The sequence below is a fragment of the Vibrio sp. 2033 genome (assembly GCF_033339735.1).
Genome location: NZ_JAWOVC010000009.1, coordinates 131,521 through 157,368, shown reverse-complemented (window position 1 = coordinate 157,368; position 25,848 = coordinate 131,521). Strand labels below are relative to the sequence as shown.

At 42.8% G+C, this 25,848-nt stretch carries 24 protein-coding genes and 1 riboswitch; of the genes, 10 read left to right on the top strand and 14 right to left on the bottom strand.

The features are described from left to right. Positions 1-706 precede the first annotated feature (706 nt). Entirely contained in the window at positions 707-1,315 is a 609-nt protein-coding gene (locus tag R7P74_RS13975) for a LysE family translocator (RefSeq protein WP_225474198.1), read from the bottom strand. Positions 1,316-1,476: 161 nt separating this feature from the next. Between R7P74_RS13975 and R7P74_RS13970 the strand changes: the two genes are divergently transcribed. Together R7P74_RS13970 and R7P74_RS13965 are read left to right on the top strand one after the other, a co-directional pair. Beyond that, the gene (locus R7P74_RS13970; protein ID WP_225474197.1) at positions 1,477-2,835 is read left to right on the top strand and encodes an aminotransferase-like domain-containing protein; all 1,359 of its coding nucleotides are present in this window, start codon (positions 1,477-1,479) and stop codon (positions 2,833-2,835) included. 721 nt (positions 2,836-3,556) lie between these two features. Continuing rightward, on the top strand, positions 3,557-4,930 hold the full coding sequence (locus R7P74_RS13965) for a carbohydrate porin (RefSeq protein ID WP_225474204.1): 1,374 nt from the start codon (positions 3,557-3,559) through the stop codon (positions 4,928-4,930). 63 nt (positions 4,931-4,993) lie between these two features. Here the strand turns inward: R7P74_RS13965 and R7P74_RS13960 are convergent, their stop codons facing one another. Then, a complete protein-coding gene (locus tag R7P74_RS13960; protein WP_005373712.1) occupies positions 4,994-5,980 on the bottom strand; it encodes a LacI family DNA-binding transcriptional regulator in 987 nt (328 codons plus the stop codon). A 235-nt stretch (positions 5,981-6,215) separates the two neighbouring features. On the opposite strand from R7P74_RS13960, the gene R7P74_RS13955 reads away from it, so the two are divergent. The 3 genes from R7P74_RS13955 to R7P74_RS13945 all read left to right on the top strand — a co-directional run bounded on the left by R7P74_RS13955 (position 6,216) and on the right by R7P74_RS13945 (position 10,230). Further along, entirely contained in the window at positions 6,216-7,655 is a 1,440-nt protein-coding gene (locus R7P74_RS13955; protein ID WP_025767958.1) for a sucrose-specific PTS transporter subunit IIBC, read from the top strand. A 165-nt stretch (positions 7,656-7,820) separates the two neighbouring features. Continuing rightward, positions 7,821-8,744: an aminoimidazole riboside kinase gene (locus R7P74_RS13950; RefSeq protein WP_225474196.1), complete on the top strand. Its 924-nt coding sequence runs from the start codon at positions 7,821-7,823 to the stop codon at positions 8,742-8,744. A gap of 31 nt (positions 8,745-8,775) precedes the next feature. After that, on the top strand, positions 8,776-10,230 hold the full coding sequence (locus tag R7P74_RS13945) for a sucrose-6-phosphate hydrolase (protein WP_064354873.1): 1,455 nt from the start codon (positions 8,776-8,778) through the stop codon (positions 10,228-10,230). Positions 10,231-10,294: 64 nt separating this feature from the next. On the opposite strand, the gene R7P74_RS13940 is transcribed toward R7P74_RS13945, so the two are convergent. Further along, positions 10,295-10,837, bottom strand: coding sequence for a dihydrofolate reductase family protein (locus R7P74_RS13940; RefSeq protein ID WP_054576134.1), 543 nt, complete (start codon positions 10,835-10,837; stop codon positions 10,295-10,297). A gap of 99 nt (positions 10,838-10,936) precedes the next feature. On the opposite strand from R7P74_RS13940, the gene R7P74_RS13935 reads away from it, so the two are divergent. The 4 genes from R7P74_RS13935 (at position 10,937) to R7P74_RS13920 (ending at position 15,550) form a co-directional block, all read left to right on the top strand. Beyond that, positions 10,937-11,503 (top strand): TetR/AcrR family transcriptional regulator, encoded by a 567-nt coding sequence (locus tag R7P74_RS13935; RefSeq protein WP_054576133.1) that lies wholly within the window; start codon positions 10,937-10,939, stop codon positions 11,501-11,503. Positions 11,504-11,719: 216 nt separating this feature from the next. Continuing rightward, positions 11,720-12,577 (top strand): glutathione-dependent disulfide-bond oxidoreductase, encoded by an 858-nt coding sequence (yghU, locus tag R7P74_RS13930; RefSeq protein WP_005373705.1) that lies wholly within the window; start codon positions 11,720-11,722, stop codon positions 12,575-12,577. A 1,183-nt stretch (positions 12,578-13,760) separates the two neighbouring features. Then, positions 13,761-14,930 carry a D-alanyl-D-alanine carboxypeptidase family protein gene (locus tag R7P74_RS13925; RefSeq protein WP_318122921.1) on the top strand — a complete coding sequence of 390 codons (1,170 nt, stop codon included), beginning with the start codon at positions 13,761-13,763 and terminating at the stop codon, positions 14,928-14,930. Between the two features lie 212 nt (positions 14,931-15,142). After that, positions 15,143-15,550, top strand: coding sequence for an SPOR domain-containing protein (locus R7P74_RS13920; RefSeq protein ID WP_005373701.1), 408 nt, complete (start codon positions 15,143-15,145; stop codon positions 15,548-15,550). A 50-nt stretch (positions 15,551-15,600) separates the two neighbouring features. Here R7P74_RS13920 and R7P74_RS13915 read toward each other — a convergent pair whose 3' ends face one another. From R7P74_RS13915 to cspE, 5 genes are all read right to left on the bottom strand, one after another. After that, positions 15,601-16,074, bottom strand: coding sequence for a peroxiredoxin (locus tag R7P74_RS13915; RefSeq protein ID WP_005373699.1), 474 nt, complete (start codon positions 16,072-16,074; stop codon positions 15,601-15,603). Positions 16,075-16,200: 126 nt separating this feature from the next. Then, entirely contained in the window at positions 16,201-17,217 is a 1,017-nt protein-coding gene (locus R7P74_RS13910; protein WP_017819853.1) for an adenosine deaminase, read from the bottom strand. Positions 17,218-17,306: 89 nt separating this feature from the next. After that, a riboswitch (purine riboswitch) is annotated at positions 17,307-17,406 on the bottom strand. Positions 17,407-17,643: 237 nt separating this feature from the next. Then, entirely contained in the window at positions 17,644-17,784 is a 141-nt protein-coding gene (locus tag R7P74_RS13905; protein WP_017633782.1) for a PA3496 family putative envelope integrity protein, read from the bottom strand. A 50-nt stretch (positions 17,785-17,834) separates the two neighbouring features. Beyond that, positions 17,835-18,044: a hypothetical protein gene (locus tag R7P74_RS13900; protein WP_005373692.1), complete on the bottom strand. Its 210-nt coding sequence runs from the start codon at positions 18,042-18,044 to the stop codon at positions 17,835-17,837. Positions 18,045-18,284: 240 nt separating this feature from the next. Continuing rightward, a complete protein-coding gene (cspE, locus tag R7P74_RS13895) occupies positions 18,285-18,494 on the bottom strand; it encodes a transcription antiterminator/RNA stability regulator CspE (RefSeq protein WP_005373691.1) in 210 nt (69 codons plus the stop codon). 401 nt (positions 18,495-18,895) lie between these two features. Between cspE and R7P74_RS13890 the strand changes: the two genes are divergently transcribed. Further along, positions 18,896-19,744: a pirin family protein gene (locus R7P74_RS13890; RefSeq protein ID WP_318122919.1), complete on the top strand. Its 849-nt coding sequence runs from the start codon at positions 18,896-18,898 to the stop codon at positions 19,742-19,744. 142 nt (positions 19,745-19,886) lie between these two features. On the opposite strand, the gene R7P74_RS13885 is transcribed toward R7P74_RS13890, so the two are convergent. The 6 genes from R7P74_RS13885 to R7P74_RS13860 form a co-directional block, all read right to left on the bottom strand. Then, positions 19,887-20,735: a patatin-like phospholipase family protein gene (locus R7P74_RS13885; RefSeq protein ID WP_054577745.1), complete on the bottom strand. Its 849-nt coding sequence runs from the start codon at positions 20,733-20,735 to the stop codon at positions 19,887-19,889. A 257-nt stretch (positions 20,736-20,992) separates the two neighbouring features. Further along, positions 20,993-21,331, bottom strand: coding sequence for a hypothetical protein (locus R7P74_RS13880; protein ID WP_017635147.1), 339 nt, complete (start codon positions 21,329-21,331; stop codon positions 20,993-20,995). Positions 21,332-22,021: 690 nt separating this feature from the next. Beyond that, positions 22,022-22,453, bottom strand: coding sequence for a YccF domain-containing protein (locus tag R7P74_RS13875; RefSeq protein WP_005373685.1), 432 nt, complete (start codon positions 22,451-22,453; stop codon positions 22,022-22,024). Positions 22,454-22,671: 218 nt separating this feature from the next. Next, a complete protein-coding gene (locus tag R7P74_RS13870; protein ID WP_115386524.1) occupies positions 22,672-23,604 on the bottom strand; it encodes a Gfo/Idh/MocA family protein in 933 nt (310 codons plus the stop codon). Between the two features lie 123 nt (positions 23,605-23,727). Then, complete coding sequence (locus R7P74_RS13865; RefSeq protein ID WP_239939187.1) at positions 23,728-25,383, bottom strand: phosphoethanolamine transferase; 1,656 nt, start codon at positions 25,381-25,383, stop codon at positions 23,728-23,730. A 21-nt stretch (positions 25,384-25,404) separates the two neighbouring features. Next, positions 25,405-25,761, bottom strand: coding sequence for a diacylglycerol kinase (locus R7P74_RS13860; RefSeq protein WP_017635149.1), 357 nt, complete (start codon positions 25,759-25,761; stop codon positions 25,405-25,407). Positions 25,762-25,848: the final 87 nt, after the last annotated feature.

The window sequence follows — 25,848 nt, the reverse complement described above, 5'->3', positions numbered from 1 at the left end:
CATTTTGAGTACATGTACTAAATCCAGCGTTGCTTTTAGTATTGGCGCTCAAATATACGACACGAAAAGTGTGGAATACCAAAACTGGAGTTAAATTTTGGTATTAGTTTTAAATCATAATACTTTGGGTTGGGGGTACTTCAATTAAGATGTATGTACTCTATATGCGTTGTCCGTTGATAGTGAAGAGGTCCCCTTAATGCAACGTGAGGTAAAAAGCTGCTATAACATAGTTGTTAATGGCGTCGATTAATGCGGTAGAGCGGCACTTCACAATCCACTTTATGACTTTAATGATGAAATTTGGGGGGGCAGATATGTGTTATTGGCAAACGTTTGTGGAACAGTAGCTAGCTAAGTAATCACCTCTGGGAAAAGGGCACTGGCAAAACCTCTGATATGCCTGTGTCACAATGTTTGCGAGTTTGGTTAGTTTCGAGTTGCATTTGTGTATAGACACACTTAAGCAATGTTGTTGAACTAGAGCTCTAGTGGACTTTGAGCTGTGTTATCAAACACGATCTACTTTCCATGCTTTTAATAAATTCATTGCTTGTTAATATTCAAATTCCCGTAAATGATTTCTGTACAGAACCTTTACAGTTGGCACTTCGTAGCACAGAAGTGCCCCGAAGTGCGTTACAATTCAAAATCCGAATTTAGATAATCTACACTTTTAGGCATACAAAATTCTAATCTTTGCCATTCAGGCAGAGTGCCCCAAAACTGGTAACAATGATATGAATGTGATCGTCGCTAGGCTGATGTTGAACATGCGCTGTCTTAATACGGTATTGAGATAAATACGAATTTTTTTACCAATCCAGACCCAAGTAATATTTGCAAACAGTCCGAATGTCGTAAACACGAAAGTAATCAATGTAACAGAGAACCAATAGTTAGAAGGGAGACTATAACTTGTGACCAAAGCAAGTGATGCCATCCAAGCCTTCATATTACCCAGTTGAAACAACGTAGCCTGAGTTACGTTGATTGGTTTGCTTTTAGTGGGTTCGCCCGAGAAAGGGTTGGTACATAGCAGCTTAATCATCAGCCAGAACATGTAAACCAGACCGATGTATTTTATGGCTAGATACCAACTTGGATGAGTCTGGAGGGCTACACCGACACCACACGCACAAAGCAGAATTAACCCTATTACGCCAATACGGATACCAATTAGGTGTCGCCATGATTTCCTTATACCAAATTGTGCCCCAGAGTTGGCGAGCAATAAATTATTTGGGCCGGGTGTTATGGCGGTGACAAACGCAAATAAACTCATCGCTGGAGTGAGTTCCCATAATGTTGTCATTTCTTTTCTTCTCAAATTAGTGCTGATAAGCCAAGAATAAAGGGATGAAGTGAGAGAGACCTACAGTTAATGCGTCATGGTGACAATTCTTTGATTTCATTTTCGTCAGGCCTTATTTATCCTGAATACAAGAATTAATTGTACCCCTTCGGAGAGAGACAATGTTAGTCCCTGATATATCGGGTCGTTCCGGACCTAAGTTTATGGCACTGGCTGAAGCGATTGCAGAGGTGATAGAGAGTGGTGAACTCGAACCAGATACGAAATTACCTCCTCAGCGTATTTTATCTTATCGCTTAGGTGTGACGGTTGGAACGGTGACGAGGGCATATAGGGAGCTAGAGCGGAGGGGCTTAACGGAACCAAAAGTAGGAAGCGGTACTTATGTACGTAACAGAGAAACTGAACTGAACCACTTTTATCATCCGGTATTGGAAGAAAAAGGCATTGATCTGGCACGTTGCCGACCTTTGCTATTATCGCAGCCGAAATTTCTGGCGAATGCGTTGAAAGAGCTATCACACAAGGAAATTGCGCAGGCAGCCGTGCTGGATTACTACTCCGCTGATGGCATTCAGGGTCATAACGAGACTCTTCGACAATGGCTGATGACCAAATTCAATATCGATATTGATGCACGGCGTCTAGTTTGGACTCATGGAGGGCAACACGGGATATCGTTGATTATTCAATCTCTGAGCCGCCCTAAAGATACAATTCTTGCTGAAGGGCTGTGTTATCCAGAGTTCATCTATGCATGTCAGCAATCCGAACGAAAGCTAGTGCCAGTAAAAGTCGATGAACATGGATTGGATCCAGAAGATATGGCTTTGCACTGTAAGAGGCATCGCCCAAAACTGCTTTATCTAACGCCGGGAATACAGAACCCGACCGGAGCTCAGTTAACGGATAGCCGAAGACTAAAAATCATAGAGATATGTCGTCGTTACAATGTGTTGATTATTGAGGACGATGTTCTCTACTGCCCACCGCCTGATCGAAAGAGTCCCTTAGTTGCTATCGCTCCAGATATTACCTTATACGTGGGCAGTTTTTCTAAGTACTTCGCAGGGGGATTACGACTGGGATTTATCATTTTGCCACTACCCTTTAAGGATTTATTGCAACGTGCGCTACGAGCCAGTTGTATGTATGTTAGCCCTCTAATCATCGACCTGGTATGTCGTTGGCTAACCAGTGGAGCTATGCAGGCAGTAGATGAAGAGATCGCGATGGAACTCAGTGCTCGTCATCGGATCTGGAAGACTGTATTTCCCGAAATCCATATCGGCGTTCCTGGCTACAATGTCTGGCTACCTTTGCCAGAGCCGTTAACAGGGTATCATTTTAACCAATCGTTGTTGAAACATGGGGTCAGAGTGAGAGAAGCGGAAATGTTTGCTGTGGGTCGGTATGAAGTGCCGGCAGCAGTGAGGATATCACTGGCAGGTCCATTAAGCCGCCCACAATTGCAATCAGCTCTAGATATCGTCAGAGACCAAATCACAAGGCTCACTTAAACTTCATAGCTCATATTGATTATTCACTGCCTAACTAAGCACCACTAGGCAGTGGGATATAAGCATTCGTAGCTACAAAACACGATGGAGTCAGGTCTTACATTTTGCTGCTAGAAAATATGGTTTAGTGTTGCTAATCCTAGATCGGTGAGTTTGAGCAAGAAATCTAACTCATTTTTGTCCAAAAATGAGTTTCGTTAGCTTGGACTAGAATAACAAAACGCTCTTCACGAAAGTTAAGGGCCTTAACTGCCTTTCATGTCGTTTGAACCAAGGTATCGAGATCCGCTTCGCTCTTAGTTACGTTCAACCTTAGCTGCTACTTTTCATCAATAAATAGAGATGAGTTACCATCAAGGAGCATAGAGAAGCGAGTGAGCACTATTCTCTCAAATGAACACTAAACTCCTTCCTTGTAGCCTGTCACCTTCAAACTACTTCCTCTAGCGCTAACAATTAATTCAAATGTGCGCTGGTTAATGATTTTTCTGTAAGTAACACAATTGAACGCGATAGAAGTAACAAAATGGCCTCTTAACGGTAACGTTCCCGAAAAGTTTATATATTATCGCCATCATTGACACAAGTGGTAGAGACGCTCTGAGTCTGAGCGCTCTGAAATTCAGACTTTAGATAGGTATTTAAAGTCACCATAAGTTTGCAATTTTACTTGGGAACGTTTGCAAATAACCTAAGTATAAATTTACGTGAGACTATGGAAATGAAACTACACACTTTGACGATGGCAGTAGCGCTTGGGCTGGTTACAGCACCTGCATTCGCAACAACAGATGTTGACGCTCTTGAAAAGCGAATTAATGAATTAGAACAGAGACTTGAACAGACAGAAAAAGTATCCACAGAAGCAAATGAGAAAGCCTCAAGCTTTGAGTTTCATGGCTACGCTCGTTCCGGGCTGCTCATTAATGATGATCTGAATGGTGCAGTGGGTACTGGTCCTTACATGACGGCAGCTGGTGCTATTGGCGCGCCAATTGGACGATTAGGGGTTGAGGATGATCATTATGTGGAAGCAAACCTTATTCACAAACGCTTTGCAGATGATGGTTCCAGCGCATTGTTCCGAATCATGTTGGCAGATAGTACGGAAACCAATAACGAATGGACAGCGAGTGAGAGTCAATTAAACGTTCGTCAGGTATATGCTGAGCTAAACAAGTTGAGCATGTTCTCTGAATCAAGTGCGTTTGCTGACGCAACGTTTTGGGCAGGTAAACGATTTGACCGTGATAACTTTGACATTCACTTCTTTGACTCGGATATCGTTTTCCTATCTGGTACTGGTGCTGGCGTGTATGACGTCCAAATGAACGATTCATGGAAAGCAAACTTCTCGATCTATGGTCGTGATTTTGGTGAGATTGATAGCTCGTCAACTGATGTTGAAAACTATATCGCGACAATGAACAACCGTTTTGGTAATTGGCAATTGATGCTGAGCGGCATGACGTCAGCTGATAACAATGATCGCGTAGAAGGCGCAGCGGACAAAGGTTTACATGCGATGTTTGCTTACCATGGCGATACCTTCTTTGGCATGAGTGAAGGCTTCTCTAAAACCGGTATTTTGATGGGTGATGGACTGGGTGCGGAACTTAAAGGCATCGGTTCAAACGGAGATTTGTTAGAAGACGCAAAAGCCGTACGCTTGTTCAGCTATGGTGTAACACGCATCGGCGACAACTGGCGTGTAGCACCTGCGTTGCTAGCAGAACACAGCCAAGATCGCTTTGCTAAAAATGATGAATTTACGTGGGCATCGTTCAACATCCGCTTAGCGCAAGAGTTTACGCAGAACTTTGAGATGGTTTATGAAGGCTCATACCAATACATGGACCTAGACAATGCGATTGATAAAGCAAGTGGCAGTTTTTACAAAGCGACAATCGCACCAACGCTTAAGATGTCTACCGCTGCAGGTTTCTTTGACCGTCCGGAGCTACGTTTTGCAGTTAGCTACGTTGATTGGAGCGAAGACTTGAATGGCTACTCGATTAGCCAGGATGCGGGTGCTGCAACGATGGGTGATGGTGGTGAAGTTCTGTTTGCACTGCAAATGGAAACTTGGTTCTAAAGGGATCTAACCGACAAAGAGTAATAAGAAAAGCGCCAACTGATTTCAGTTGGCGCTTTTTCATTAACAGGACTGACGCTCAATTGTTTTGAAGGTTAGTACCATCTTACTCATTTCAAAACTTCTGTTGGCAATTCTATCTAGTAGCAGTTTCGCACCATTTTCACCCGCTTTATCAAATGCATAGTTAAATGTTGATAAGGTTGGGGTACACACTGATGCGAGCTCATCATCACCAACTCCTAGCACTAAAACGTCTTTACCCGGTGTTAACCCGAGCTCTTGAATCGCTCTCATCGCACCGATAGCAATACGGTCTGTCGCACAGAACAAGCCATCTAGCTTAGGGTTCTTTGTTAAGTGTTGTTTTGCCAATGAATAGCCAGAATCGATGGTAAAGTCACCACGAGCATGGAAGGCGATCTCAAAACCATGGTGTTGCAGCGCTTGAACAAATCCTTCAGAGCGTTGCTTATCTACCGCGATATCGTCACCTTGCACGCCAATAAAACCCATGGTTTGGCAACCTTTTGCAACCAGTCTATTTCCCGCTTCAAACCCTACTCGTGCGTCATCATGAATGATGCTTGGAATATTAAACATGGAACCATCTTGACCGACGAGCACAACTGGAACGGCTGAGTTTTGAATTGCTTTTACCAGCTTGGAATCGAGGTGGGTGGCGTAAAGAATGATCCCTTCAACCCGTTTTTGGTTAAAGATCTGAATGTATTCCAGTTCTTTTTCGTGGGCTTGGTGAGTGCTAGCAAGTAAGACATGTTTCCCTGCTTTTTCAAGGACATCGGTTAATCCATCGACACCTTGGGATGTGGCATGAGAGGAAACCCGAGGAACAATGACACCAACCAGATTGGTCTTTTGAGATTTTAGATCTTTAGCGACTTGGTTTGGCACATAGCCACACTCCGCTACTGCTTGGCGGACTTTCAGTTTTGTCGCTTCTTTTACGCCATATTCATCGTTTATAACCCGTGACACTGTTGATTTTGATACGCCAGCCAGACGGGCGACATCATGCAGACTCGCCATTGTTCCTATCCATTCTGTTTTTCGTTTTTGGGATTGTTTGCAAAGAGAAGATGAAAAGCTCTTTGATAAGTAGCGATTCTAACCTCCTATACTGCTCTTAGGGAGAGAATTTGACGATCATTCTCACATTCTCTCTGCTTTATCTTTGATCATTTGGTTTTATTGAGCAAAAATCTGTTTTGCAAACGTTCCCTAAAATTTCGCAAGCTCAGATAATAATCCAATGGGGTATGAAATGAATTATCCGGCAGTAGCAAAAGAGTTGTTAACTCTATTAGGTGGTAAAAGCAACATCACCGCACTTGCGCATTGTGCGACACGCTTACGCCTTGCCGTTGCAGATGAGCAAAAAATAGATGAACAAGCGATTGATAGCCTTGAAGGAGTAAAAGGGCAGTTCAAAGTTGCGGGTCAGTACCAAATCATTTTTGGATCTGGCATCGTAAACCAAGTTTATGCAGAAATGGCGAAGTTGACGGGGATGAGTGAAATGTCCACCAACGACGTTGCGTCTGCTGGCGCAGAGAAACAAAACATTGTTCAGCGCGCGGTGAAAGGGCTGTCTGATATTTTCGTTCCAATCATTCCAGCAATCGTCGCTGGTGGTTTGTTGATGGGTATCTATAACCTATTGACTGCTCAAGGCTTGTTCATTGATGGCAAATCTTTGATTGATGCCAACCCAGGACTGACAGACTTGGCGAACATGATCAACACGTTTGCGAACGCGCCGTTTGTTTACCTGCCTATTCTGCTGGCATTTTCAGCCAGTAAGAAGTTTGGCGGTAACCCATATTTAGGGGCGGCGCTAGGTATGTTGATGGTTCACCCTGACTTGCTGAATGGTTGGGGATTCGGCGGCGCATCTGTGTCTGGCAACATTCCGGTTTGGAATATTCTTGGCTTTGAAATCCAAAAAGTGGGCTACCAAGGTTCGGTGTTACCGGTTTTGGTATCGGCATTCATTCTTGCGAAGGTTGAGCTAGGCTTACGTAAAGTCATACCTTCTGTTTTAGACAACCTTTTAACGCCATTACTGGCGATTTTCATAGCGGGTTTGCTGACGTTTACTGTCGTCGGTCCGTTCACGCGTGATATTGGTTTCCTATTGGGTGATGGTCTGAACTGGCTATACAACACTGCTGGCTTTGTTGGTGGTGCGGTATTTGGTCTTATTTATGCTCCGTTTGTTATTACTGGTATGCATCACAGCTTCATTGCGATTGAAACTCAACTTCTTGCGGATATTGCGACGACGGGCGGCACCTTTATCTTTCCTATTGCGGCGATGTCTAACGTTTCTCAAGGAGCGGCAGCGTTGGCGGTGGGCGTGATGAGCAAAGATAAGAAGATGAAAGGTATTGCGATTCCATCTGGTGTTACGGGTTTGCTGGGTATTACAGAACCGGCTATGTTTGGTGTTAACTTAAAACTACGTTACCCATTTATTGCGGCAGTTTGCGCTGCGGCGTTATCAAGTGCGTTCATCACAATGTTTAATGTGAAAGCTCAGGCATTGGGCGCAGCTGGTCTTCCAGGCATCATTTCCATTACGCCAGAGAAGATTGGGTACTACATCGCGGGTATGGTGATCGCGTTCTTGACCGCATTTGTTCTCACCATTGTTCTTGGTATGCGTGACCGCGCTAAAGTCGGTAGAAAAGCAGCGGCTTAATCTGAACTCCTTAGGGGTGGAGTCCCCCAAAATCCACTTCTTTTCCTAAATGTTTGGGGTGCTAGTCAAGCACTAATGGCTTGGCTAGCCTTTTTCAATTTTTACTTGGTAGTGAAGGTGTTCAACACGTTGGACTATCAGGGCTTTAATTTCAAGGTAAGCAAGATGAATCAAGTGTGGGTAACTGGTGATGCTGTTGTCGATCTAATACCGGAATCTGAGACTTCTTTACTCAAATGTCCCGGTGGTGCACCAGCGAATGTCGCCGTAGCTATTGCTCGTCTATCTGGTAAGAGTGCGTTTTTTGGACGTGTAGGTGATGACCCATTTGGTCGATTCATGCAATCAACGCTCGATCAAGAGGGCGTGAGCACGGAGTTTCTCGTTAAAGATCCTGAGCAAAGAACATCAACAGTGGTGGTGGATTTAGACGAGCAAGGTGAGCGCAGCTTTACGTTTATGGTAAAACCGAGCGCTGATCAGTTTATGTCTGTTGAAGACATCCCTAACTTTAAGCAAGGTGATTGGCTGCATGTCTGCTCGATTTCACTGGCAAATGAGCCAAGTCGAAGCAGCACATTTGAGGCGATCAAAAGAGTAAAAGCCGCTGGTGGTTTCATTAGCTTTGACCCTAACTTGCGTGATGAAGTGTGGCAAGATCAATCAGAAATCCAAGCTGTCGTGATGAAGGCTGTAGCGATGGCCGATGTGGTTAAGTTCTCTGAAGAAGAGCTTTTGTTCTTAACTGACTCAACATCGATGGCGCAAGGTTTACAACAAATAGCCGCTTTGAATATTGCTTTGGTCTTGGTGACACAAGGTGCGAAAGGTGTTTGGCGCGTCTTTGAAAGTCAGAGTGAACTGATCACAGGTCAAGTCGTTAGTCCGCTTGATACCACAGGTGCGGGTGATGCTTTTGTCGGAGGGCTACTGGCATGCCTGTCTAGGTATGACGATTGGAAAAATCATCCTGTTGTTAGCTCTGCGATTCAATGGGCAAATGGCTGTGGTGCATTAGCGACGACGCAAAAAGGCGCAATGACCGCGCTTCCGACCCAGACAGAATTGCTGCAATTTATTGGGCAATGATCTCCAGATCCAATTTCAGTTGAGAAAAATTATGAGCTTAAACAACCGTTGGACTGTAGAGCAAAGATATCGCCGACTTGAGCAAATCCCTCAGTGTGATATCGAAGAAATGACACTTTCACGTCAGCAAGATAAAGGCTTTCCTAGTTTTCATATCGCCCCTAGATTTGGGCTGTTAAATGACCCAAATGGGTTGTGCTATTTCAATGGTGAGCACCACATCTTTTACCAGTGGACGCCTGTGGGACCAGTCCATGGAATGAAGTATTGGTACCACCTTTCTACTAAAGACTTCATCCATTTTACTGATCATGGTGTGGGTCTTCATCCCGACCAAGACTACGATTCACATGGTGTCTATTCGGGCGGTGCTTTGGTGGAAAACAACAAGGCTTTGCTGTTTTTTACTGGTAATAAGCGTGACCAAAACTGGAATCGAATTCCAGCACAGTGCTTTGCCACCATGGATTCAGATGGCAACATTGAAAAGCATGGTGTGGTCATTGAGAACGAACATTACACGGAGCACTTTCGTGATCCAAAAGTTTGGAAGAAAGGCGACGACTATTTGATGGTGGTGGGTGCTCAAACCAAAACTGAGCATGGTTCAATGGCGCTCTATCAAAGCAAAGATTTGAAAACGTGGCAGCATAAAGGTCCTATCAAGACCAAGTTTTCTGACCTTGGGTACATGTGGGAGTGTCCTGATTTCTTTGAGATTAATGGTCAATCGGTGATGCTGTTTTCTCCACAGGGCGTGAGCAGTAATAATCCTTATGATTTCAAAAACATCTATTCTGCTGCGTATATCGTGGGTGATCAGTTGAACCTAGAGTCGATGATTTTAGAAAACCACCAAGATATTTTGCAGCCAGATTATGGGTTTGATTTCTACGCCCCACAAACCTATTTAGATGAGAATGGGCGTCGCATTCTTATTGCATGGATAGGGTTGCCAGAAATCGACACACCATCGGTCACACACCAGTGGGCAGGAATGTTGTCTCTTCCTAGAGAACTAACGTTGAAAGATGGTTTTCTTGTTCAAGCTCCGCTCCCTGAGCTGAAGAGTTTAAGAAAAGAAGAGGTGGTCTTTGCACAATCCCATACACTGGAAAGCACAAGTTGTTTGATCCAATTAGACCTTGAGGGCGATGGCTTTGAACTTGAGCTGAGTAACCTCAAAGGTGACAACATCGTCTTTAGTGCGACAGAGCACGAGTTTATGCTGGACCGTCGTCACATGTCTCATTTGTACGCAGAAGAATTTGGTAGCATTCGAAAAGCACCAAGATTGGACGCTAAGCAGACGATTGATATATATATCGACAATTCTGTCATCGAGATTTTCATTAATGGTGGCAAACACACGATGACCAGTCGTTTCTTTATTGATGACCTTAGTAAAGTAACGTTGATAGGGTTGGAACAAGCAAGGCTTTTCCCTTTGAAAGGTATAACTGGTTTGTTTGAATCAGCTAAGTAACGGTTTCGAATACATTAAAACGCCCTTCATTGATTTAGTGAAGGGCGTTTTTCTTTCTAACTATCTAACTTAACTGCCTATCACGCACGTAAGTTGTTTGAACTAAGGTATCCAGAACAACTTCATTCTTGGTGACTTTGAAGTTTAGCGGTTGTTCTAAATCCCCAAATAGAGGTGCGCCGCCGCCAAGTAGGATAGGGAAGCGCGTGATCACCATTTCATCGATAAGATCTTCTTTCAGGAAGTTCTGAATCGTCACTCCGCCGTCGATGTAAAGATCGTTAAAGCCTTTTGCGTTTAGCTCCGCAAGCACATCTTTTTGCTCGCCTTTTACTAGAAAGACTTTGTCTTCGTAGCCTTGTGGCACTTCTGTCATGGTATTGCTGAGTACAAACACAGGTTTGCTGTATGGCCAATCGCAATCAAAGCTCAGTACGACATCTAGGGTGTTGCGCCCCATTACCAAGCCATCAATACGCTCCATCAGTGAGAAGAAACCAGTATCAATGTTGTCTGGATTTGGTACTGAATGTAGCCAGTCGAGTTTGCCCTGCTTATCTGCGATGTAACCGTCCAGACTGGTTGCAATAAATACGATATTTGCCATGAGTACCTCATCAAAATGGTGATGCTTGAGCCAAGCTAAAGTATGGTTTAAAATTAATTCTACAATGTAGAATAAGTATGAGTTTATCGAGAAGATCAAATGTCTGTCAACGAAAAGAAACGCGGGAGACCAGCCGCTAAGCAGTCGCAGTTAAGCGCAGAAAGCATCCTAGATACAGCTAAGTCATTGATGAAAAAGGATAGCAAGGTACCAAGTATTCGCTCGTTAGCGACGCAATTAAATGTGGATCCTATGGCGATCTATTACTACTTCAAAAACAAGAATGCGTTGCTTGAAGCGTTGACCACATCGCTGGTGGAGGAAATTTATCAACCGAAAGTGAATGAAGATTGGCAAGGCGAACTCAAAAATTTGTGTATTAGCTACATTGAACTGCTGCGTGAGTACAACGGGTTATTGCAAACCATGCTGAGCATGACATCGTATGGCCCTGCTCAAGTGTTTACCGAGCGCTATCAAATCATTGTTCAGCCTTTGGCACTGTCTCCGCAAGTGGAGAAAGACAGTTTGGATCTATTGGCAGATTACCTACACGGGTTCGCTTTCTCGATCAGTTGTTGCCACGATACGAGTTTGATTCAGACGGAGATGATGGATGGGCCGTTGAATCTGATCTGTTCTTCGTTATTGGCATCTCGAACCTAGTTCACATTATCGCGACGTTTTTACTTATAGCGTGAAAGAAAATCCCATAACCAAAGGTTCTAACTAAAAGAGATTGCAGGACTTTTATTTAGCGAATTCGACCTAATATCTTGAGTATGCCTAATCGCAGTTGGCGAAGAGGTGATGTTAATAATGCTTGCTGGCGCGTAAGACCCGTCAGTTTGAAGATGCATTCAAACACAATAAGGGAAAACAATGGCTAACGAATACATTCCACCAAAAGTTTGGACAAACGATAATGAAAACGGCGGTCAGTGGGCGAGCATCAACCGTCCGGATTCTGGCGCACGTCATGAGCAAGAGCTTCCAGTTGGTGAGCACCCATTCCAACTTTACTCAATGGGTACCCCAAATGGTCAGAAAGTGACGATCATGTTTGAAGAGCTTTTGGCGGCTGGCGTAACGGCAGCAGAATACGATGCATACCTGATTAAGATTGGCGATGGCGACCAGTTTGGCTCTGGCTTTGTGGCTGTTAACCCAAACTCTAAAATTCCGGCATTGGTTGACCGTTCGGGTTCTGAGCCAGTGAACGTGTTTGAATCTGGCAACATCTTGTTTTATCTAGCAGAGAAGTTTGATCATTTCTTACCAAAAGAAGGCGCTAAGCGTGCTGAGGTAATGAACTGGTTATTCTGGCTGCAAGGTTCTGCGCCATATCTAGGCGGTGGTTTTGGTCACTTCTACGCGTACGCACCAGAGAAGTTCGAGTACCCAATCAACCGCTTTACAATGGAAGCAAAACGTCAGTTAGATGTATTAGACAAGCGTCTTGCGAACAATGAATTCCTAGGTGGCGATGAGTACAGCATCGCTGATATCGCAACATGGCCATGGTACGGCAACCTTGTGTTGGGTCGTGCTTACGATGCGGCTGAATTCTTAGACGTAGAAAGCTACAAAAACGTTGTGCGTTGGGCAAAAGTAATTGATGAGCGTGAAGCGGTAAAACGTGGTCGAATTGTGAACCGTTCATGGGGTGAAGAATGGGAGCAGTTACCTGAGCGCCACAGCGCAGAAGATATTGATAAAGTATTGAAACTTAAACCATAAGCAATCTTGGCCTAGCTACGTCAAATGAGTTTAGTTTTATCTATGCTTATACAGTGACCTTAATCAAATCTATAGCGCACCATATACGGTGCGCTATTTTTATTCTCATTTAGTCTCGAAATGCTAATTTATATCACCTCTTGAAGAGCATTTAGTTCGTAGATGAATTTTTAATGTATTTATATATTATGATGCAAAACAAAGCTCATATTTCCATGTTAAATATGGACTGGTCATACTGCTTTCTAATAATTAAATTATTTAAAAATTATAAACTGATTTTATATCCATTATAAATAAAATTAATGATAATTAATATTTGACATAACCACTAAATTTATGTGGAATATGCGGGTTGATTTGTTTTGAAGAAATAAAATCAATTTCTAGTACTTTTATTTAAGACAAGCTTAGCTTTTAGCGATGTTTAATTATTAATGCTTATATCATGAAAGAGGATATGTATGATGTCGTCGTTTGAGTCGTACTGGGTTGGGATACGTCAAAGAATAGCCGCACAAACCGAAGGTAACCGCAGTTTAAAGTCTCTAGTCATTAAAAAGCAGCGTGTGAACTTAAATAACAGTGGGTTATCCTTTCGCGCTAAGTCCGGATGTCTTATCCCTCACTGTTATACCAAGTTCTCTGATGAGATAAACCTAAAAACATCGAAAAAATCGTCTCTTAGTTTTAAAAAAGGAAAGCTGTATTTTTCTCCAGTTTAATAATAAATGAAATTTACATAAATTATAATATTAGGTTTTTAAATTTATCGATAATTAATTACGATTTTATGATGCGTTTTCAATATGTTTTCTTGGTAAGTAATTAGCTGGACTTATTGTTGATTGTTTTTGTTGTTTCCTATTTAGATATGGATAAAAGCTCAACTACTTTTCCTATACCAACTTACTCCCTGAATTGACTTGCGCGCTTTTTCTCCCCTCTCAAAAAACATAGCGTTACGGAATTATTTTCGCTCCTGTTTCATTCTTCAAGACGAAAGCTCTACCTACCTCTCATTATTTTCGACAAACATTGAGTAAAAGTAACCAATCGTAACAAGGTGGCTGTAACTGAGCGCCGTTTCAATATACTCGTTTTTTAACTAGGTAATCCCGCGCTTTGAATTAATTCGGGTACCGTTTGTAAGCCTTAAATGCTACTAAGATAAGATGTCATGATGAGAAAAAGTACTATATTACACACAGTGTTAATTACAGGGTTCGCTGCTGTATCCTCGTTGGCTTATGCTGCGCCTTCAGTTGTGCCAAATGCGCCAGAACTCAGTTCTCGTGGTTATGTTTTGATGGACTTCCATACGGGGAAAGTACTGGTTGAACGTGATGCCCACAAACGTTTAAACCCCGCGAGTTTAACGAAGTTGATGACTGCTTATGTAGCTGGTCAAGAAATTAATACAGGCAATATTACGTTGAATGATGAGGTTGTCATCAGCCGAAATGCTTGGGCAAAAAATTTCCCAGATTCTTCAAAAATGTTTATTGAAGTCAATACTGCCGTTTCTTTGTCTGACTTATACCGTGGTCTGATTGTTCAATCTGGTAACGATGCCAGTGTCGCTATTGCTGAGCATGTTGCGGGAAGTGAATCAGGGTTTGTGAGTTTGATGAATAGTTGGGCCGCCAAGCTTGAATTGTCTAACACGGCATTCACCAACCCTCACGGCCTAGACAGTGACGGTTTATATTCGACACCTTATGATATTGCCAAGTTGGGCCAAGCGATTATTCGTGACTTACCTGATATCTATCCGCTGTATAGCGAAACCTCGTTTACTTACAATGGCATCACTCAATACAACCGTAATGGCTTGCTTCGTGATCGTAGTATGAATGTCGATGGCATGAAAACTGGTTATACAAGCGGCGCGGGTTATAGTCTAGCGACTTCTGCAACACAAGGTGATATGCGTTTGATTGCCGTAGTGATGGGAGCGAAGAGTGAGAATGTTCGTGAATCAGAAAGCAAGCAGCTGTTGAGTTATGGCTTCCGCTTTTACGATACGGTAATGCCGACTGAGGCGGGTGCGGAACTTGCGAAAGCTCGAGTTTGGATGGGCGAAAAAGACGAGCTTACTGTCGGCGTAGCTAACGATGTTTATCTCACTTTGCCAAAAGGAGATGTAAAAAATCTGCAAGCGGAAGTTGAATACAACGGTGATTTAGTTGCGCCAATTTCTGAGCAACAAGTGGTTGGTAAAGTGCTTTACAAAGTCGACGGTAAGGTCGTAAATGAAGCCGAGCTCGTTGCATTGGAGTCCGTGGAGGAAGGCAGTTTATTCAAGCGAATTTTAGACTGGTTTAAGCAATTGGTCGCTAGCTGGTTCTAAACAGTAGCGAACTTCTGTCTATATCACTCTATCTTGTTAATTTTCTATTAAATCAGTTTACTAAGGCGACCAACGTGGTCGCCTTACGTTTTTGGAATACTCGTTGCGTTAAAACACAGGCCCTCTTGTAAGGGTGTGTTTTTACCTGACCAAGAGCGTTTTGTGTTTTTGGGTGCGAGAGAAAAGAAACTAGAACAAGAATGGAGTGACACGTGCACAAGATTTTATCTTTGACATTGATTTTATCGCTCATGGGCTGCGCTATGCCTTACCAGCAGGAGGTCGATAGCGGCCAATGTGTTGGAGTCATGACCTCTCAGGATGCATATGGTTATTTAAACCCAAACCATTACACGATGCAGGTACTCGCGCTAAAGCAAGAAAAAGATGTGAAAGATTATATTCGCTATATCGATCCTAAGCATCCGGTTTGGGTTAACTGGAAAAACAGCCGAGGCACGCGTTGGTATACGGTAACTGTTGGTGATTTTAAAACGAAGCAGGATGCCTACAATGCGCTTTCTTCATTACCAAGCCGTGTAAAGCAGTCATCCCCGTTTGTGCTGACTTTTGCGGAAATGCAGCGTAAGCAACAAACGAGTGTTGTGAGAATGCGTTAACCAACAAAAAACGGAAGCGATGGCTTCCGTTTTTGTATTTAGGAGTAAGCTTAAAGCGCCGCTAAAATCGTTTCTGCTTTGCTTGCTTCAAACTCTTTTGGCTCTTCAACGTTTAGCTTAGTCACTGTGCCGTTTTCAATGATCATTGCGTAACGTTGTGAGCGAATACCACCAAAGCCGCCTGTATCCATTTCAAGACCTAATGCTTTAGTAAAGCTAGCGTCGCCATCACCCAACATCAAAATCTCAGAAGCGTTTTGAGCTTCGCCCCACGCTTGCATCACAAATGCATCGTTTACAGAAACGCACGCAATTAAATCAACACCTTTTGCCTTTAGCTCATCAGCTAATACCACATAGCCTGGTAGATGGGCTTCTGAACAGGTAGGGGTGAATGCGCCAGGTACAGCAAAGAGTACGACTTTCTTGTTCGCAAACAGTTCTGTAACGTCGTGGTTCACCATACCATCGGCAGTCAACTCACTTAGAGTTGCAACTGGTAGAGCTTGGCCTTGTTGAATCATGATTCTATTCCTTTTTGTGTGCTAGTTTAGCTTTCTCAGTCTAGCGTTTATAAATGCGGTTAACCACAGAGTTTTTGTAGGGTTTTAATACCTACGCGTTTGGCCTAAGGCGTGGCACTGATGCCTTTATTGCAAAGCTTCGTGCTGGTTTACGTATTGGCTAACAAGGTGACGATATTTCGCCTTTAACTCGTTATCGATAAAGCTGGCATCAATCGCGTTCATTGTAAATTGGGCAAGTTCACTCTTACTCATTGGATGTGCGTTGTTGACGGCCAGAAAGTTATCCGTCATGTAGCCACCAAAGTACACAGGATCGTCTGAGTTAATCGTTACAGCGACACCTTTTCGTAGCAAATCCACAATATTGTGATCTTTCATATCGTCGAATACACATAGCTTAAGATTCGATAACGGACACACTGTCAGTGGCATTTGGCTTTCGATTAAGGATTCAACTAATGCTTCATCATCAACACAGCGAACACCGTGATCCACGCGGCTCACGTAAAGCATTTCAATTGCATCGCTAATATTTTGTGCGGGGCCTTCTTCACCTGCGTGAGCAACGGTAAGTAAGCCTTCTTCTACTGCTTGTTTAAATACGCGCTTGAATTTAGCTGGCGGATGACCTTGTTCTGAAGAATCTAGTCCAACACCAATGATCTTATCACGGTGTTTCAGAATAGCCTGTAGGGTCTCTATGGCGCTCTCTTCTGAAAGGTGACGGAGAAAACACGCAATAATTTGCGAGGTAATGCCAAGTTTTTCGTGACCATCTTTTAGCGCACGAGCGATTCCATTGATAACAGTGTCAAAGTCTATGCCGCGTTCTGTGTGTGTTTGAGGGTCAAAAAAGATTTCGGTATGAATAACGTTGTCTTCTTTACAGTGCAGTAAGTATTCCCAAGTGAGATCGTAAAAATCTTGCTCCGTACGCAGAACTCCCGCTCCTTGGTAATAGAGGTCGAGAAATGATTGTAAGTCTGTAAACTGATATGCGCTGCGTAGTTCACTCGGAGAAGAGTAAGGGATCTCGATGCCGTTTCGTTTTGCTAATTTGAATAAGAGTTCCGGCTCAAGTGAACCTTCGATATGTAAGTGCAGCTCTACTTTTGGAAGACCTTGAATAAATGCGTTCATATTCCACCTTATGTGTATTGTGGATGCAGTTACTCTAAGAATAGGTATAGATAGAAATAAATCGAACGCTATCACAAAGAGTAAGACCCACGATGATCTCAACTCTTCGTAATCAGCACTTTGCGGGAACTGGTAGAGACCCCCAAACCATATCATTGGGGTTATACGAAGCAAACGAGAGGGATTATACGCAAAAATATCGCTTTGGCTATACGCAAATAACCTAACTGTCATTAGTCACGGGTTTTCCTGTGAGCGAAACGACTATTTGCAAGTCACTTGAGTATAGAGGAGCCAGTTGTTTTTGCGTGTGTGAGAGGCACGTTTAATTAGAAGAGTAGTCTAAAAGAGTGGAGATTCGTTTGAGCAAAGGTAGGTGGCGGTACCTTGCACAACGATAAAGGCAGAGAAAGCACTAGAGAGCATTTATAGATCGAATAACTTATCAAATTCTCTTTGTTCCATAATGTCTTCTATGCGGCGTCGAGTTTTCTGCTTTACCGCCGCCGCGTTTTGTTCAGACTCTTTTTTGTCTTTTTCTGACTGCTTCTTACTTTTTCTAGCCATTGGATACCTTCCAAATTAGTTGCATTATCCATTAATGCATGAAAACTGAATCAGTTAACAGTAAAACTTCCTAACTTTGAACCTGAATCACAGAGAATAGTTCCAGATTGCGTTTTCTCACAATATTCAAAATCGATCATGAAGCTATGAGAAAGAAGTTTCGGTAATACGTGCCTTCGTAAAATATCACCATTTAATTGATGTATTTTAGCGTTCCAAGAGGTTTGAGGTTGTTCTAAATTAAATTCAATTTCTAACATTTATTCTCCTGTTTTTTAGTGATTTTCTCTTTGTTAAGTAATTGATACCAATGCCTTTGACGGCCAGTTCTTTTTGAGGACATGATTTTTCCTATAAATAATAAATTAAGCAGTACTATTCAGTTTATTTTAGATAGCACAAAGCAATGCCTAAAATTAGGCTGAGTGATTGATGAAAGAATATTTTTGAAGGAGAGAGGTTTGGTGCAGCATGGGCATGCTACACCAAGAAAAGCAGTCTTATAGAGGAGTTACTTCAGTCGCTTGAGGACCTTTTTTACCTTGCTCTACATTGAAGCTTACTTTCTGACCTTCAGTCAGTGTTTTGAAACCGTCAGAAACGATAGCGTTAAAGTGTACGAATACATCTTGGCCGCCGTTGTCTTGAGATAGAAAACCGAAGCCTTTAGTTTCGTTAAACCATTTTACTGAACCAGTTACTTTAGACATAAAAATACCTTTGAATTAAACATTAAAATTATGATTTGTTTTGTGGATCTTTTCTAAGCTATTGAATGTTCAATCAAGAGGAAGTTGTACGCAGGTGTCTGAATTGGGGATTCAAGATTTTACTGAGAGGAAACTTAAACTAAATGTTGCATTAACAGCTCTCTTCTAAGAGCCAAGGCACACTATACACCTTGTTTAGAAAATAGCTACATTTATTTTAGATAAATTAAATGTGCTCATTATTAACTCGATAAATTGTATTGTTCGAAAAAGTTGAATAAGTAGAACGAATAGTATGGCTCATAATTTTAGCTCATCAACCTAAAATAGAACATTATCGATAGCCATAGATTGAACATGCGACTTGCAAGCGGTCACAAAGATAAACTAGGAGAACTAGTATGAGTACATTCAGAGAAATTCGTCAGCTTATTCCTGCGCAACCTACTGCTGATGGTGATGGAGTGAAAATTCGCCGTGTAGCGGGTTTCAATCATGCTAGCTTTTCTCCATTTTTGATGATGGATGAACTCAAATCAGAAGACCGCGCTGACTATATCGGCGGTTTCCCTCCGCATCCGCACCGCGGTATTGAGACGCTTACTTATATGTTGAAAGGTCATTTCCAGCATCGTGATCATATGGATAATGTTGGTGAGCTTCGTTCCGGTGGTGCACAGTGGATGGCGGCAGGAAGAGGCGTCATCCATAGCGAAATGCCTATTATGAAGGAAGGCGAATTGCATGGTTTCCAAATTTGGATTAACCAGCCTGCGAAAAATAAGATGCAGCCAGCTCAATATCATGACTTTCAACCTGAAACGATCACTGAGTTTGATACTCCGAATACGGGGGTTGTACGTTTGATTGCGGGTCATATGACTATAAACAACGAACGAATTCAGGGGCCGCTAACAGAGACAGGTGTTGCTGCCACGGTAGCCGATTGGAGAGCGATGGGTGGTCAAGCTTTGAATTTGAACACGGAGCAAGACAACAACATGATGCTCTATGTCTATAAAGGTCGTATTCAATTAAAAGGTCGTGAGATCAATCAAGGCGAAATGGCCATTTTATCGAAAGGTGAATGGGTTGAATTGCAGGCCGAAAAAGAGAGTGGTGCACTGATCTTTATTGGTGAGCCAATTAATGAACCCGTGGTGCATTATGGCCCTTTTGTCATGAATAGCATGGAACAGATAGAACAAGCTATCCAAGACTACAACTCTGGGTTATTTGAAACTTACTAGTTTTGACAGCCTACTCGCTTTTTCAGTTAGCGAGCAAATTAAAACAGTTTTGAGCCTGAATATTGGGCTCGACCAGAAGCAAATACGATAATCCACTGCCATCGAATTTGCGTTAGCCACGTTTAATCCACGTGGCTTTTTTCTACTTCTGACTCCAGCGTATGATGGCTTCCTTTCCTGCTTCAATTCCTAACTCATAAGCATGACGCAGTGGTGCTGGCGATCGACTCAGCCGTTTCAACTTGAATGTTTCAGGAGGACACACTTGAATGATTTCGATACCAGGTGGAGGGTTGTTGATCAGCGCTAAGGTCTGATTGTAGCGAACTTCACGTGTCAACATCGGTTCAATTAATCCGGGCGTTTCTTTCAACATCCTCTTAGTTAGGGCGCTGAATCTTCCTCTTGGCTTTTGATAGCTTGCGGGCTGACTGCGTAAAACCATAATCTTTTTGGCTCCTCGCTTTATTGCTTCTGCAACAGGAAGTGCGTCTGAGACGCCACCATCAACGTATTGAATTCCGTTCAGTGATACGCCATTTCGGTAAAGTACAGGCAGTGCGCTGCTGGCTTTCATTGTTTCTGCCAAGTCGTCGACATCAGGAAGGTGGTACTCCGCTTGCCCATTGTCTTGACGCGTCACGCCTAAAAAGAAAGGTCGTGAATCAGCTTTGAGCGCAGATTTATCGATGCCAAGTTCTTCGAGGGTGACATTCCACATCCAGTCTAAGTTCATCATATCACCACCACGTAGAAGTTGAGATGGAGAGATAAATTCTTTTCTTAAGCTGTAATCGAGGTAGATTTTTAAGTTACGTCCGGGCATTTTAGCTAAGTAGGCAGCCAAGTTGCTAGCACCCGCAGACACTCCCCAAAAGCTATCAAATGGAGAGAACTCGCTAGCAAGAAAATGATCGAGTATGCCGCATGAAAATACGCCTCGCATGGCTCCACCTTCGACAATCAATGCTCGAGAGCCTACTTTTTCCATCACTTCGCTCCACTCTTTATCAATCGGATAATAGCGTGCAGCTTAACGCATAATGGTTTTATACCCAAGTGGGCCAAAGGTCTAGGTTGCGTTCCTTTGAATAAAAAGGGCATCAACGGATGCCCTTGTCACTTTTAGCCTATGGAATTGCGGGTAATTGAGTCGCTAATTTAGTGAAGGAGACCGAGCGAATTAGCCCCCTTACATAGAGCCATACCTGTAGTCCCATACTGATCGTTGTTGGAATAGTTTGATGATCACTTGTTAAATAGGCATACAAACACTATCCAGAGCGTTGTAAGCAAAAGTAATGGGGTGAATACTTTCTGGATAGAAGCGCCATCAGTTAAATTGTAAATTTTGATGGATTCATTATAGAACGCTCGTTTGAATTCTTTGAAGCTAATGTCGCTCTTCGCATGCGACTGTTCATAGTGCTGGTGCGCAGCGTCCGATAGCTGGTATTCCAAGTCTTGGAGCTCGTACTCCTTGTTAAAAAACGCATCCCAAGCCGAAAGGCGGGCTATCGTTTTAGGAGATGGATCCCCATTTAGTTTCTCTAGACGCTTAGCATAAGCTGCTTGATATTTATCCACGGTATATTCCTGTCTGAATAGACGTTGAGTTAGAACATATGTAAAAAGAAAAATAAGTAATAAAAGGTTTTTTACGTTCTATACCTGTGATAAATGCTAAAAAGTTCAATGCTCTAGCACTCCGATGTCGCAAATGATATTGATGGAATTGCTCTGCGACAAATAAAATAATTACTCTAGATAACAACGAATTTTTGTTGTTTTTTAAAAAAACTGATCATGAGATTGAGTGGGGAGTTTTACCGAGAAGAATTTCGCTACTGTAACTCTCTATATTTACTCAAAAAGAGAAAATCTTAGAAGCTTTCTTTGATTGATGTGAGATATTTTAGGTCGAAAAGCATTAATTTTGGCTATGATTATAGTTCGTCTTTTTGTTGTTGAACTCTACTTCGAGGGGGAAAGAATCCATATTTCGAGCATAGGATAGCTCGCTTTTTCGTTACGTCGTTCTTGGAGTTTGAGTCAGTGACGACGCTATGAGTCTAGCATCTTGAACTCGATTGGGCGTATTAATTAATTATAAAAGTAAAGCAGTGCTGAGCTAGGATAAACTTCAACGTAAAGGTGACGGTATGAATATACAATCAGCCATTATTGAATATGCGATAGCGATTATAGGCTTACTTTTGACGGGCGTTACCCTCTGAGCATGACTGCCCAGAGGATAGAAAGCGCATTAGCTTTTTGCTAACGATTGATGTTGTATCGAGCCATTGCAGCTTCTTCTGACGATACAACCGTTTTACCAATTGGTGCGAGTGAAATAACCGCTAGCTTGAGGTGTTGGAGCGCAAACGGAATGCCGATTATGGTGACAAAGCATGCTGCGGCAGAAAGTACGTGACCGATAGCTAACCAAAGGCCTGCAAATACAAACCAAAGGACGTTACCAATAACGCCGAGCGGACTCGTGCCAATGTCCATTTCATTGGTCAATTCATCGCGTGAGATGGCCTCTTTACCGAATGGGAAAAAGGAAAAATTACCCATAACGATACACGCACGCCCCCAAGGTATTCCGATGATGCTAATAAAGGCCAAAATACCAAAAAACCACCATAGCAACCCCATAAATACGCCACCAAATACAAACCAAATGATGTTACCAAGTGTTCTCATTCTATTTCCTTTATTCTTGAATGTGATGATTCAGATACCTGAGAGCACCGTAAAACAAATCTAAACCGTCTGTTTTGTCGATGTGTGCTTTTGTGCCCTCATTCACCTGATTGATAGAATAATCGCCGTAGTCTTAACAGAGAATGAATGCCTTCCTTAAGGCAAGTCTTTTTAGTATAGAGCGTAATACTCAATCAAGCATATAGCCAAGAATCGCATTATCTAGAGACAACTTTCTCGAGATATTGACAAATTTGCTCTGCCAATCGATGGCTAGCAATGTTGCGTGTTACTACTTCATCAGCAATATTTCCAGACTCAACGACGCCAAACCAATCGAGCAACATCGAATGGAAACCTTTACTCGTCAGCATTGGCGTCCAGTCTTTCAAATTGATTTTTTGCTCTTGGTTAGCTTGCCATAGTTTGCCTTCAACGAAGGAGTCGAACTCAACTGCCTTGTTTGCATAACAAGCTTGAACGCGCTCTGTAGTGATACCGAAGTGGCGATTCATCGAGGCGTGGAGCAAAGTATCTCCATGTTGCCACTGAATATCTAAACGCGCCAACTGACCACCTTCAAGTTGATGAGTTACATAAGCATCTTTTAGATCGGCTTTGGCTGTGACGTTAACGCTGTCTAATGGGTGAATAAAATCATCAAATATAAAGGTACGAACATCCCCCGGTAGTTGGTGACGGTTCTTTTCCCAGCGTAGCGACTTTAAGTCAGATATGTTGCCTTGCTGCACTTGTGGCATATGTTGGTTGTAAAGTGGAATGTGACGACGGTTAAAGCCCACATAGAGTGGCTGTCTCTCTTTTTCGGCAATGTCGTACAGCTTTTCCACGTCATCAGCACTATTCGCTAATGGTTTGTCGACAAAGGTTGGAATTCCATGCTGCAGAAAAAATGCCGCTATTTGAGGGTGTACGCTTGTTGCCGCATGAATCATGACGGCATCGACGCCAAAGTGCAGAAGTTGCTGGTAGTCTTGGCAGATCTCTGAGATTCGATACTGCTTAGCCAGGCTCTCAAGTGTGTTTGGGTTGCGGGTACAAAATACAAGTTCGATATTTGGAAGCTGAGTGATAACAGGAAGGTATGCTTTCTGAGCGATATCCCCTAGACCAATAATACCAATTTTCATCCTAGTCCTTATCTCGATGTATGGATCGCGGACTGTCAGTATAACGCTTGGCGCGGCGATGAGTTTAAATACCTTGTTAGAAAAAGCCTGATTCACACTTTGAGCCAGGCTTTATTGAATGATTTAGGAAACGGCTCGGCAGGCTTTGAATATATCTAACTTGCTATCGTAGGCTTGAGTTTGTACATCCATAATGCCTAATAAAGAGTGGAACACGTTATCATGTGAGTATTGGCCTGCATTCTGTGCTTGTTTATACAAACAGTCGGTATTGATCTGCTTCGCTTGTTTAAAGCCCGAAGACAGCCACATAATCAAAGGAACACGTTTTTGGAAATCTGGTGCAAGGCCATAAGGCATACCATGTAAGAACAATCCGTTTTCGCCTAGTGACTCACCGTGATCCGATATGTAAATTAGCGCGGTATTATACTCAGACTCTAACGCTTTAAGTTTTTTGATGGTTTCTGCCAATACAAGATCGGTGTAGCGTATTGTATTGTCATATGTGTTCACTATTTGTTCGATGCTACAGTTTTCGATATCTGCACGTGGACAGTCTGGTTTAAAGAAGGCGTTGTCTCTTGGGTAACGCTGAAAGTAGGTCGGACCGTGGCTTCCTATAAGGTGCATGGCGACCACTCGGTTACCGTGCATATCCGCGACTTCCTGATCAAAATGATCTAATAGCGCCATGTCGTAACAAGTTTGGCCATTACACATAGGGCTTACTTGCTTTCGATCCACTTCAATCTTCTTGATCTTGTGGGCTACTTCTTTATCCCCACCGTCATTTTCTTTCCAAATGAGGTCAACCCCAGCGCGCAGCATTATATCGAGAGCATTGTCCTGGTTATCCGCTTTGGTGCGTTCAAACTCGTTTCGCGTGAGCTGTGAAAACATACAAGGCACAGATACAGCAGTCGCGGTGCCACAAGATGCGACGTCTTGAAATGAGATAACATCCAATTTACTAGTATAAGGGTTTGTCTCTCGTGTATAGCCATTGAGTTGGTAGTTCTGCGTTCTAGCGGTTTCTCCTACGACAAAAACCAGTAGTGTTGGTTTGTGCTGTGCTTGCTGTACGGCGCTATCTGACTGCTTTGCATCTGTGCCGATTTCTCGATATGGCTCTGGCGTGGTGAAATATTTCTCCTTCACATACCCGGTCGCGCTGTAAACGAACTGGGTGGGTATGATGATTTTTTTTAGGTGGCTATTGTTGCGCCCTACAGATGCGTAGTCTTGATAGTACACGCTGGCAATGACGGCGATGACAGCTAGCGACGACAGCATCGATACTAATTTGGTAACAGAGAAGTACAGTAATTGGTGACGTTGAGATTGCAGCTTGACCTTAAAGACAATTATCGCTGGGATAACTCCCATAATCAGCGTCCAAATTACAGAGTGAGCACTCAGGTAAGAACTCGCCTCGCTCGAATCGGTTTCAACAATATTGGCAATCATTCCAGAATCGAAAAGTGTGCCATAGTTATAGCTTGCGTAGCTCACCATACTTGAAACAATGATTAAAATTATAAAGAACGGCTTGCCGATCCAAGGCCAACTAAATAAATTAAAAAGGAAATTGAGCGCGGCAAGAAAGAAAATTGGTATTGTGATAATAAATCCAATCTTGACATTATCTAAGTGTGTAAAGATGCCGATCAGTTCTTTATAAATAGGGATATTTACGACGAGAGCGAAATACAGCGCCAACAGGAAAGTAAAGGTAACGTAAGAGATACCTCTCTGTTGTAAATCATGTGTCTTCATAATGAGTGTCTTGAATAAAAATTAGAGCAAGAACGAAGCCCAAATAAAAAGGGCAAGAGTTAACGCAACAAATACTGCTGCTGAGCCAATATCTTTGGCTCTACCACTGAGCTCGTGCCAGTCATCGCTAACACGGTCGACAACCGCTTCTACGGCGGAATTAATGAGTTCGACGATCAATACCAAGAACAGGCTACTGATCATCAGCACTCTTTCGTATGTGGTGACAGGAAGGAAAAAAGCACAGACGGAAAGCACCAAGGCGAGAATCAATTCTTGTCTAAAAGCGGCTTCGTGTGTCCATGCGGCTTTCAATCCTTGAAATGAATAGCCGGTCGCATCCATGACACGGCGTATACCTGTTTTACCTGGCTTCAAAATATGACCTTACTATTTAAGCATTGGGATGGAACACATATCCCAGAGAGGTAACGAGATTAATCGTTACAGCGTGAAACATTTGTG

Bases quoted from the DNA above. Each gene is read 5' to 3' on its own strand.
- R7P74_RS13975 (WP_225474198.1), bottom strand. From the start codon at position 1,315: ATGACAACATTATGGGAACTCACTCCAGCGATGAGTTTATTTGCGTTT.
- R7P74_RS13970 (WP_225474197.1), top strand. From the start codon at position 1,477: ATGTTAGTCCCTGATATATCGGGTCGTTCCGGACCTAAGTTTATGGCA.
- R7P74_RS13965 (WP_225474204.1), top strand. From the start codon at position 3,557: ATGAAACTACACACTTTGACGATGGCAGTAGCGCTTGGGCTGGTTACA.
- R7P74_RS13960 (WP_005373712.1), bottom strand. From the start codon at position 5,980: ATGGCGAGTCTGCATGATGTCGCCCGTCTGGCTGGCGTATCAAAATCA.
- R7P74_RS13955 (WP_025767958.1), top strand. From the start codon at position 6,216: ATGAATTATCCGGCAGTAGCAAAAGAGTTGTTAACTCTATTAGGTGGT.
- R7P74_RS13950 (WP_225474196.1), top strand. From the start codon at position 7,821: ATGAATCAAGTGTGGGTAACTGGTGATGCTGTTGTCGATCTAATACCG.
- R7P74_RS13945 (WP_064354873.1), top strand. From the start codon at position 8,776: ATGAGCTTAAACAACCGTTGGACTGTAGAGCAAAGATATCGCCGACTT.
- R7P74_RS13940 (WP_054576134.1), bottom strand. From the start codon at position 10,837: ATGGCAAATATCGTATTTATTGCAACCAGTCTGGACGGTTACATCGCA.
- R7P74_RS13935 (WP_054576133.1), top strand. From the start codon at position 10,937: ATGTCTGTCAACGAAAAGAAACGCGGGAGACCAGCCGCTAAGCAGTCG.
- yghU (WP_005373705.1), top strand. From the start codon at position 11,720: ATGGCTAACGAATACATTCCACCAAAAGTTTGGACAAACGATAATGAA.
- R7P74_RS13925 (WP_318122921.1), top strand. From the start codon at position 13,761: ATGAGAAAAAGTACTATATTACACACAGTGTTAATTACAGGGTTCGCT.
- R7P74_RS13915 (WP_005373699.1), bottom strand. From the start codon at position 16,074: ATGATTCAACAAGGCCAAGCTCTACCAGTTGCAACTCTAAGTGAGTTG.
- R7P74_RS13910 (WP_017819853.1), bottom strand. From the start codon at position 17,217: ATGAACGCATTTATTCAAGGTCTTCCAAAAGTAGAGCTGCACTTACAT.
- R7P74_RS13905 (WP_017633782.1), bottom strand. From the start codon at position 17,784: ATGGCTAGAAAAAGTAAGAAGCAGTCAGAAAAAGACAAAAAAGAGTCT.
- R7P74_RS13900 (WP_005373692.1), bottom strand. From the start codon at position 18,044: ATGTTAGAAATTGAATTTAATTTAGAACAACCTCAAACCTCTTGGAAC.
- cspE (WP_005373691.1), bottom strand. From the start codon at position 18,494: ATGTCTAAAGTAACTGGTTCAGTAAAATGGTTTAACGAAACTAAAGGC.
- R7P74_RS13890 (WP_318122919.1), top strand. From the start codon at position 18,896: ATGAGTACATTCAGAGAAATTCGTCAGCTTATTCCTGCGCAACCTACT.
- R7P74_RS13885 (WP_054577745.1), bottom strand. From the start codon at position 20,735: ATGGAAAAAGTAGGCTCTCGAGCATTGATTGTCGAAGGTGGAGCCATG.
- R7P74_RS13875 (WP_005373685.1), bottom strand. From the start codon at position 22,453: ATGAGAACACTTGGTAACATCATTTGGTTTGTATTTGGTGGCGTATTT.
- R7P74_RS13870 (WP_115386524.1), bottom strand. From the start codon at position 23,604: ATGAAAATTGGTATTATTGGTCTAGGGGATATCGCTCAGAAAGCATAC.
- R7P74_RS13865 (WP_239939187.1), bottom strand. From the start codon at position 25,383: ATGAAGACACATGATTTACAACAGAGAGGTATCTCTTACGTTACCTTT.